Annotated in this window: 8 protein-coding genes; 2 read left to right on the top strand and 6 right to left on the bottom strand. The window is 70.0% G+C overall.

Translation table 11 applies throughout. The annotated features are described in order from the left end of the window. Positions 1-113 precede the first annotated feature (113 nt). Positions 114-611: a hypothetical protein gene (locus RH94_RS15505; RefSeq protein WP_073947175.1), complete on the top strand. Its 498-nt coding sequence runs from the start codon at positions 114-116 to the stop codon at positions 609-611. On the opposite strand, the gene RH94_RS15500 is transcribed toward RH94_RS15505, so the two are convergent. The 6 genes from RH94_RS15500 to RH94_RS15475 form a co-directional block, all read right to left on the bottom strand. Beyond that, the gene (locus RH94_RS15500; RefSeq protein ID WP_073947174.1) at positions 580-1,485 is read right to left on the bottom strand and encodes an IS5 family transposase; all 906 of its coding nucleotides are present in this window, start codon (positions 1,483-1,485) and stop codon (positions 580-582) included. The two genes, RH94_RS15505 and RH94_RS15500, sit on opposite strands and share 32 nt — an antisense overlap. A 153-nt stretch (positions 1,486-1,638) precedes the next feature. Then, positions 1,639-2,868 (bottom strand): TIGR02677 family protein, encoded by a 1,230-nt coding sequence (locus tag RH94_RS15495; protein WP_324614272.1) that lies wholly within the window; start codon positions 2,866-2,868, stop codon positions 1,639-1,641. A gap of 13 nt (positions 2,869-2,881) precedes the next feature. Then, positions 2,882-3,730 (bottom strand): relaxase/mobilization nuclease, encoded by an 849-nt coding sequence (locus RH94_RS15490; RefSeq protein WP_073948177.1) that lies wholly within the window; start codon positions 3,728-3,730, stop codon positions 2,882-2,884. After that, positions 3,727-4,515, bottom strand: a complete 789-nt coding sequence (locus RH94_RS15485) for a tetratricopeptide repeat protein (RefSeq protein WP_073948176.1) — start codon at positions 4,513-4,515, stop codon at positions 3,727-3,729. The genes RH94_RS15490 and RH94_RS15485 overlap by 4 nt, the downstream gene beginning before the upstream one ends. Next, positions 4,512-4,937 carry an MDR/zinc-dependent alcohol dehydrogenase-like family protein gene (locus RH94_RS15480; RefSeq protein ID WP_073948175.1) on the bottom strand — a complete coding sequence of 142 codons (426 nt, stop codon included), beginning with the start codon at positions 4,935-4,937 and terminating at the stop codon, positions 4,512-4,514. The genes RH94_RS15485 and RH94_RS15480 overlap by 4 nt, the downstream gene beginning before the upstream one ends. Positions 4,938-5,036: 99 nt before the next feature. Beyond that, the gene (locus tag RH94_RS15475; RefSeq protein ID WP_199880965.1) at positions 5,037-5,534 is read right to left on the bottom strand and encodes a hypothetical protein; all 498 of its coding nucleotides are present in this window, start codon (positions 5,532-5,534) and stop codon (positions 5,037-5,039) included. A gap of 141 nt (positions 5,535-5,675) precedes the next feature. On the opposite strand from RH94_RS15475, the gene RH94_RS15470 reads away from it, so the two are divergent. Further along, on the top strand, positions 5,676-6,059 hold the full coding sequence (locus RH94_RS15470) for a transposase (protein ID WP_073946048.1): 384 nt from the start codon (positions 5,676-5,678) through the stop codon (positions 6,057-6,059). Positions 6,060-6,121 lie beyond the last annotated feature (62 nt).

Below are 6,121 nucleotides of genomic sequence, written 5' to 3'. Positions count from 1 at the left end.
AGAAGCCGTTATCAATCCGAGCGTGGTGGCTTTGATTTCGCAGGTCAGGCATGTTCTCGGCGAGTGGGCGGCAGGGATGGCGGTGTCGTGTCACCGCATCGTCGGAGGGCTGGATGCCGTCGCCCATGGGGCTGCTGGAGGAGCGGGAGCTGTCCGCGCGTCAGCGCTTGGAGGAGTGCCGTGAGGAGGCAGAGCGCGCTGCGGCCGCGCTCGCCGAGGCGGAGCGGGCCTGCGAGCGCGCGGTGATCGCGCGGGAGGAGTTCGCGGCGGCGCTGGCCCAGGCCCGCGCGGCGGACGGTCCGCCGCCGGATAGCGGGGGTCGGAGTGCGGCCGCGGCGCCGGGCACGATCGTGCCCGATTGGCGGCCCGGCCTTCGGCCGGCCGTCCTCGCCCCGGACTACCAGCGGATCATCGGCGCCCTGGAGGCGGCGGTGCGGGAGGGGATGGGGCCGCTGAACTGCCGTCAGATCGCCGCTCGGTTGGGCTGGGAGACCTCGGCCGCCGGGGTGGAGCGGGTGCGAGCCAAGGCCCGGCGGGTGGCCGAGCGGGGCTGGCTGGTCAAGGAGCCGGACGGCCGGTTCAGCGCCGTGCGGCCAGGCGGCGGGTCATGAGCGCGGTCATCGACCAGTAGATCATCGCCTCCGCGGCCGTGGTGGTGCGCTCGTAGTCGCGCGCCAGGCGACGGGTGCGCAGCAGCCATCCGTTGGTCCGCTCGACCACCCAGCGGCGCGGCAGCACCGCGAAGCCCACCGTGTTCTCCGCGCGCTTGACCACCTGCAGCACCAGTCGTAGTGCGGCACCGGCCCATTCCACCAGCGCCCCGCTGTAGGAGCTGTCGGCCCAGATCAACTTCAAGCGGAAGTACCGGGCGCGCAGGGGCGGCAGCATAGCGTGCGCGGCGTCGCGGTCGGTGGTCGAGGCGGCGGTCACCAGTACGGCCAGCAGCAGCCCGAGACAGTCGACCACCAGATGGCGCTTGCGCCCATTGATCTTCTTTCCGCCGTCGAAGCCGCGCGAGCCGGCACCGACCACGGCATCGGCCTTGACCGACTGGGAGTCGATGATCCCGGCTGACGGCTCCGGGTCACGGCCCTCCTTCATGCGCACCTGTCGACGCAGCCGGTCGTGCAGCTCGGCCAGCAGGCCCTGCGCGAGGTAGCGGCGGAAGAAGCGGTAGACGGCCGCCCAGTCGGGGAAGTCGACCGGCATCGCGCGCCACTTGATGCCGCCGTCGACCAGGTAGAGCACGGCGTCGACCATCACGCGGTGGCAGTAGGACTCCGGTCGGCCGCCCCGCCCCTGAAGCCAGCGCGGCATCGGCAGCGCGTCGCGGACCACCGCCCACTCAGCGTCGGTCAGATCGCTGGGGTAGCGGCGCACACGGCCTTCGTGGTCGGCGGCGTTGCCGAACCGGTGAGCGAGGCAATCGCACCGCGACACGCCGGAGTTGGACGCCGACGCGACGGGCGCGGAAGACTGTGACACCTGGGCCTCCTGGGTGCTTGTTGACTCGACATCTCCGAGCTACGCAGGAGGCCCTTCCTTCATGCGCCGGCCAGTCCGTGATCATCCGAACGGGAGCAAGACCCGCACGCCCGTCCGTTCCTCAAGCTGCAAGATCGCTTTGATAACGGCTTCTCAGGGCTTCTCCGTTCGGCGTCGGCGCATCGAACCATGGGGTTTGATCTCCAAGGCGAAGCCGGGTAGGTGTAGCGTGCCGGTCTCGGTCCGCAACTGGCTGCCGCGCTCGTTCGGGACCAGGCGCAGCGTCAGCACGTCGCTGCTGCCGGTGCCCGAACGCAGTCGGCCCGCGACGACCGTTCGCGCCTGGAGGGCGCGAGTCAGCAGCTTGAGTACGGCGCGGGTCTCTGCCTCGGTCAGCACCCGGTTGTGGGGACCGTGGTCCAGGAGATCCGTGGCGGCCTCCCGGTCCGCGGCCCGAGCCGCCAGCTGCTGCTCTCGCAGCCGGGCGTGCGCACCACGGCGCGTACGGACCGGCTGCGGCCCGCCCGGTGCGGGCCGCTTGCCATGCCGGAACAGGCTGATGCTGATCTCCACACCGGGCGCATCCCACCATGTCGCCCGCGGCGAGATCTGGTCGTCATCGTCGTGGGCCCCTGACAGATGCCGTACCGAACGCAGGTCGAAGGCGGCGGACACCAGCGCGTTCGCTGTCTGCTCATCCGGCGCAGCCGCTGCCCAGGCGGCCAGATGCCACAGCTGGGTGGTCCGGCTCACCCCTCCTCGGCGTGACTCTGTCACCTGCCGCAGCAGGGCGATCACCCCGGAAATGGCCGTGCGGGTAGCGTCTTGCAGCTGAGCGGCCTTGGTCTCCAGAGGGCCGTCGGCCAAGAACCACTGCCGCAGCCCCATCCATCGCCGGCGCCAGTCCTCAAGCCGCGCGGCCGGCCGCATCATCGGCCGTTCATCCACCGCGGCGGCCCGCTCCAACAGGGTCTCTACCCCGCTGTCTTCCACTTCGTACACGGCCTCGGCCAGCCGGGGCGCGTAGCGCTCCAGTTCCGCCGTGAACTCACTCATGTGCGCCAGCAGAGCGTGCTTGTACCGCAGGAACGTCTCCGGGGAGATGTCCGTCGTACGCGCTACGTCGTTCAAGGTTAGATAGAAGCGTGCCGCTCGCTGGGTCATGTCCTCCAGCACGGTGTCGAGCCGGGCGAGCTTGCGGGACTCGTCGCCCTGGGTGAGGCCGGTGGGTGCGCGGTGGTAGGTCTCGTGGAGGCGGAGGACGGCGATGAAACCCGCCCGTTGGAGAATGCTGTGCGCCTCCAAGTCACCTCCATGGGCCAGGAGTTCGTCGGAGTGCGGGTCACGGCGGATGTCCAGGAAGCGGTCGGTGGTGCGGGGCAAGGAGACGTTTCTCCTACGGAGTCCGGTGGGCGGTGTGCCGGGCCACGGGCGGTGCGGTGGCGATCTGGGGCTGGACCAGGTGGGCCGCAGTGGTGTCCAGGTCCTGCTGGATGGCGTGGAGGCGGCGGGCGATCAGCTCCAGGCGGTGCGCGGTGCCGGTGCCGGCGGCTCCGGGCTGGCGGGCGATGCGGTGAGCGGTGTGCTCGACCAGTCCGCGGACCGCCGCCAGCGGGCCGGCCTGCTCGTCGGCGAGCTGCGCAAGGACGCTCGCGAGCTGAGCGGATGCCGTGGGCGCCGGACGGACAGCAGGCCGCGCCGAGGGACCGGTCCGGACGGGGATCAGGTTGAGGTCCTGTTCGATGCGGCGTGCCTCGTCCGCAAGGCGCCGCAGGATGTCTGCGGGCGGGGTGCGCCACGTGCCGTCGAGGTGGATCAGGTTGGCGATCAGGTCCAGGCGTCCGGGCTGTGCTTGGACGGCGATCCACCGCCAGCCGTGCTCTGCGGCGCCGGGCATCTCGATACCGGTGGCTCGGGCGAACCGGTGAGCGGTTTCGGCCCACTCGGGACCGGTCAGCTCCCGGTCGTCGGGGTGGAGGCGGATGTCGAGATGGAGGATCGCCCGCCGGTCGTCGTCCGCACTGGCAGTGAACGGATGCTCCAAGTAGGGATCTTCGAGGTGCTCGGCCCACTGAACGGATGTCCAGTTTCTATGCTCGTCGTCCGGGGTGCAGTAGTCCAGGCCCGGCCAGTGGGCGACGATGGTGTACTCCGTCAGGCCCTCGTTCGGAGAAAGGGGCCGCCCGAGTGCCTCGGCGAGCGGGTCGCGCGGTGAGTGGGTCCGCACGTGCAGGCGGGGGATCATGACGGTATCCCGCCCAATGTGAGGGTGGGCGGCCGGTGCTGATGAAGGTCGCGGGCTGTGCAGAGCAGGGAGTGCTCGCGGACCAGGTCGGCGTGCACCGAGGTGTCCCCCGGCGGGAGACAGTCGATCGCCCGGTTGATGGCGCCCAGCCCTTCGTCGTACCGGCCCAGCCGGCGTAGGGCACCCGCCACGCGGAAGAGGACGATCGGGTCGCTGCCGGTGGCGAGGGCCGGCCGGGAGCTGAGGGCCAGGAGACGCTCCGCGCCCCGGTCCAGGTCCTGGCCGAGCCACAGCCCGTGCAGCAGGACGTGCAGGGTCTTGGTGTGCTCCCCGGCCTCCGCGAGGACCTCGTCCATGACCGCCAGGCCCTCCGGGCGAGACTGGCCCAGCAGTGCGAATGCGTACAAGGCCCGGGTGTAGCAGTCCAGCGGCTGACGCGCGGTTTCCGCTAGTTGTTCGATGAGGCGTTGGAGGGTGGGGCAGCGGAAGTCGAACCGCAGCGCACTCAGGTACAGATGAGCCAAGGTACGGGCGGTGATCAGATCACGGCCCGTTGCCGTGACGTCCTGCGGGGACAGTAGGGCCAGGACGCTACGGCCGGCCGACCGTGCCGCCCAGGCAGCATCCGCGCACACATCGGCCGAAGTCCTCCAGTCGGCCTCGATGTCGCGGAGGTCTTCGGCCAGGCGCAGCGGCCAGGAAGAATCGATCGGAGATGCGGTGGCTCGGGCCCTGGCCCTGTCGAGCGCGCCGGAACGGCCGGGCCGGTGCGTGGGGGAAGTCATCGGCCACTCCGGATGTCCGCGATGTGCACGAGCTGGCTCAGCGCGGTGGTGGTGTACCAGCCGCAGTCGATCAGCTCGTCGCGGTCGGCGAACCGCGCAAGGAGGGCCTCCTCCATGGCCCTTAGGTAGATCAGGCAGTCCGGGCAGCGGCGCGAGAGGTGCACGAGGTAGCGGGGGTGGGCGGTGACGTAGGACTGGGCGCCGCCGGTCGCATCACGCAGCCGCCAGCCGTCCTCGTCGGTCGGGGTGTGCCAGGACGGGGCCACGACGCGCATGGCGTCGCCCCACAGTTCTCCACCGCCCATGCCTTTGAGGACGACGACGGTGTCACCGGCCTGGAAGTGGGCGTGGGTGATGTCCCGGTCGGGGGTGAGCGGGTCTGGCGTCGGTGCGAACGCCGAGGTGGGTGGGGGCTGGGACATGAGTTCCTTCCACGCGAGTGCTGGCGGGGTGGAAGCATCAATAGTCCGGAGAAACGCCGGTTTGGCTAACCGGCGTTCTCCGGCTATGTTGCCCCGTCGTCAGCGGAACGGGTTCTCCGTCCCGCGGTCCGCCTCGCTGGCTGCGTCGAGGAGTTCGAGCAGGTCAGTGCCTTCGGCGTCGCGCTGGTCGATCCACCATCCGGCACGGGTGATGGCGCGGGCCTTCTCCTCCGCCTCCGCCCAGTCCTCCTCGTCCCAAGTGCCCTCGATGACGAGCGCGGTGTGGGCGGATGTCATCAGCTGGTGGCGGGAGCGTTCGCCCCAGTCCAGGGCCTTGTCCGGGCCCTCCAACTGCGGCATGTCAAAGTGCTTCGCCCACGCGAGGGCTGCCTCCTGCTCCTTGGCCCGCTTGCTCGCGAGCCACTCCTCCTTGGACCCGGTGTCGGCGTCGCGCGCCGCCTTCCAGCAGTCGGTGCAGTCCTTCGACGCTAGCCAGCGGGCGAAGCCTGCCCGCTTGTCGGCAGGGCGATTGGACAGGTCATGATTCGCGCGGTGGGAGCAGGCGTGCTCCACGGTCCAGTGCGTACGCACGGCCATAATTCGATCTCCTCAAAGGGGTTGCAAGGTAGAGGTTGCGCCCTGATCAGGGCGTCTTGTGCCCCTCTCTGTCAGCCTTGGGTGAGACGCCCCGCTTAGTCGGGTTAGCCTGAGAGGGCACGACAGGAGAACCACCCCCTCATGACCAGCACCAACCCCGCCGAGTCCGACCCGGCCCCCAGGCCGAAGCGCCGTTCCTTCAGTCCGGAGTACAAGCTGCGCATCGTGGCCGAGTACGACGCCGCACCCAAGAACGAGAAGGGCGCTGTCCTGCGCCGCGAGCGCCTTTACCACTCGCACGTCAAGGAATGGCGGGCCGCGCGGGATGCCGGGGCATTGGAGAAGCTGGTCGACCAGCGCACCAGCCCGGCCCGGCCTAAGAAGTCGGCCGCAGAGACGGAAAACGAGAAGCTGCGCCGCCAGGTGGAACGGCTGGAGAAGGAACTGGCCCGGAACAAAGCCGCGTTGGAGGTCATGGGAAAAGCTTCCGCGCTCTTGGAAATGATCTCCGAGGGCGCGGACTGAGGACCGCAGCCGACCCGGTGGTCGATGACGCGTTCGCCGGCATCGAGGGCAAGTTGGGCATC

The sequence above is a fragment of the Streptomyces kebangsaanensis genome, assembly GCF_001906585.1.
In the GTDB taxonomy this organism is placed as follows: Bacteria; Actinomycetota; Actinomycetes; order Streptomycetales; family Streptomycetaceae; genus Streptomyces; species Streptomyces kebangsaanensis.
Note: the sequence above shows the minus strand (reverse complement) of the source record. Positions and strands in the feature narration are given on the sequence as shown.

Coding starts and splice junctions, on each gene's coding strand:
- RH94_RS15505 (WP_073947175.1), top strand. CDS start 114: ATGCCGTCGCCCATGGGGCTGCTGGAGGAGCGGGAGCTGTCCGCGCGT.
- RH94_RS15490 (WP_073948177.1), bottom strand. CDS start 3,730: ATGATCCCCCGCCTGCACGTGCGGACCCACTCACCGCGCGACCCGCTC.
- RH94_RS15485 (WP_073948176.1), bottom strand. CDS start 4,515: ATGACTTCCCCCACGCACCGGCCCGGCCGTTCCGGCGCGCTCGACAGG.
- RH94_RS15480 (WP_073948175.1), bottom strand. CDS start 4,937: ATGTCCCAGCCCCCACCCACCTCGGCGTTCGCACCGACGCCAGACCCG.
- RH94_RS15475 (WP_199880965.1), bottom strand. CDS start 5,534: ATGGCCGTGCGTACGCACTGGACCGTGGAGCACGCCTGCTCCCACCGC.
- RH94_RS15470 (WP_073946048.1), top strand. CDS start 5,676: ATGACCAGCACCAACCCCGCCGAGTCCGACCCGGCCCCCAGGCCGAAG.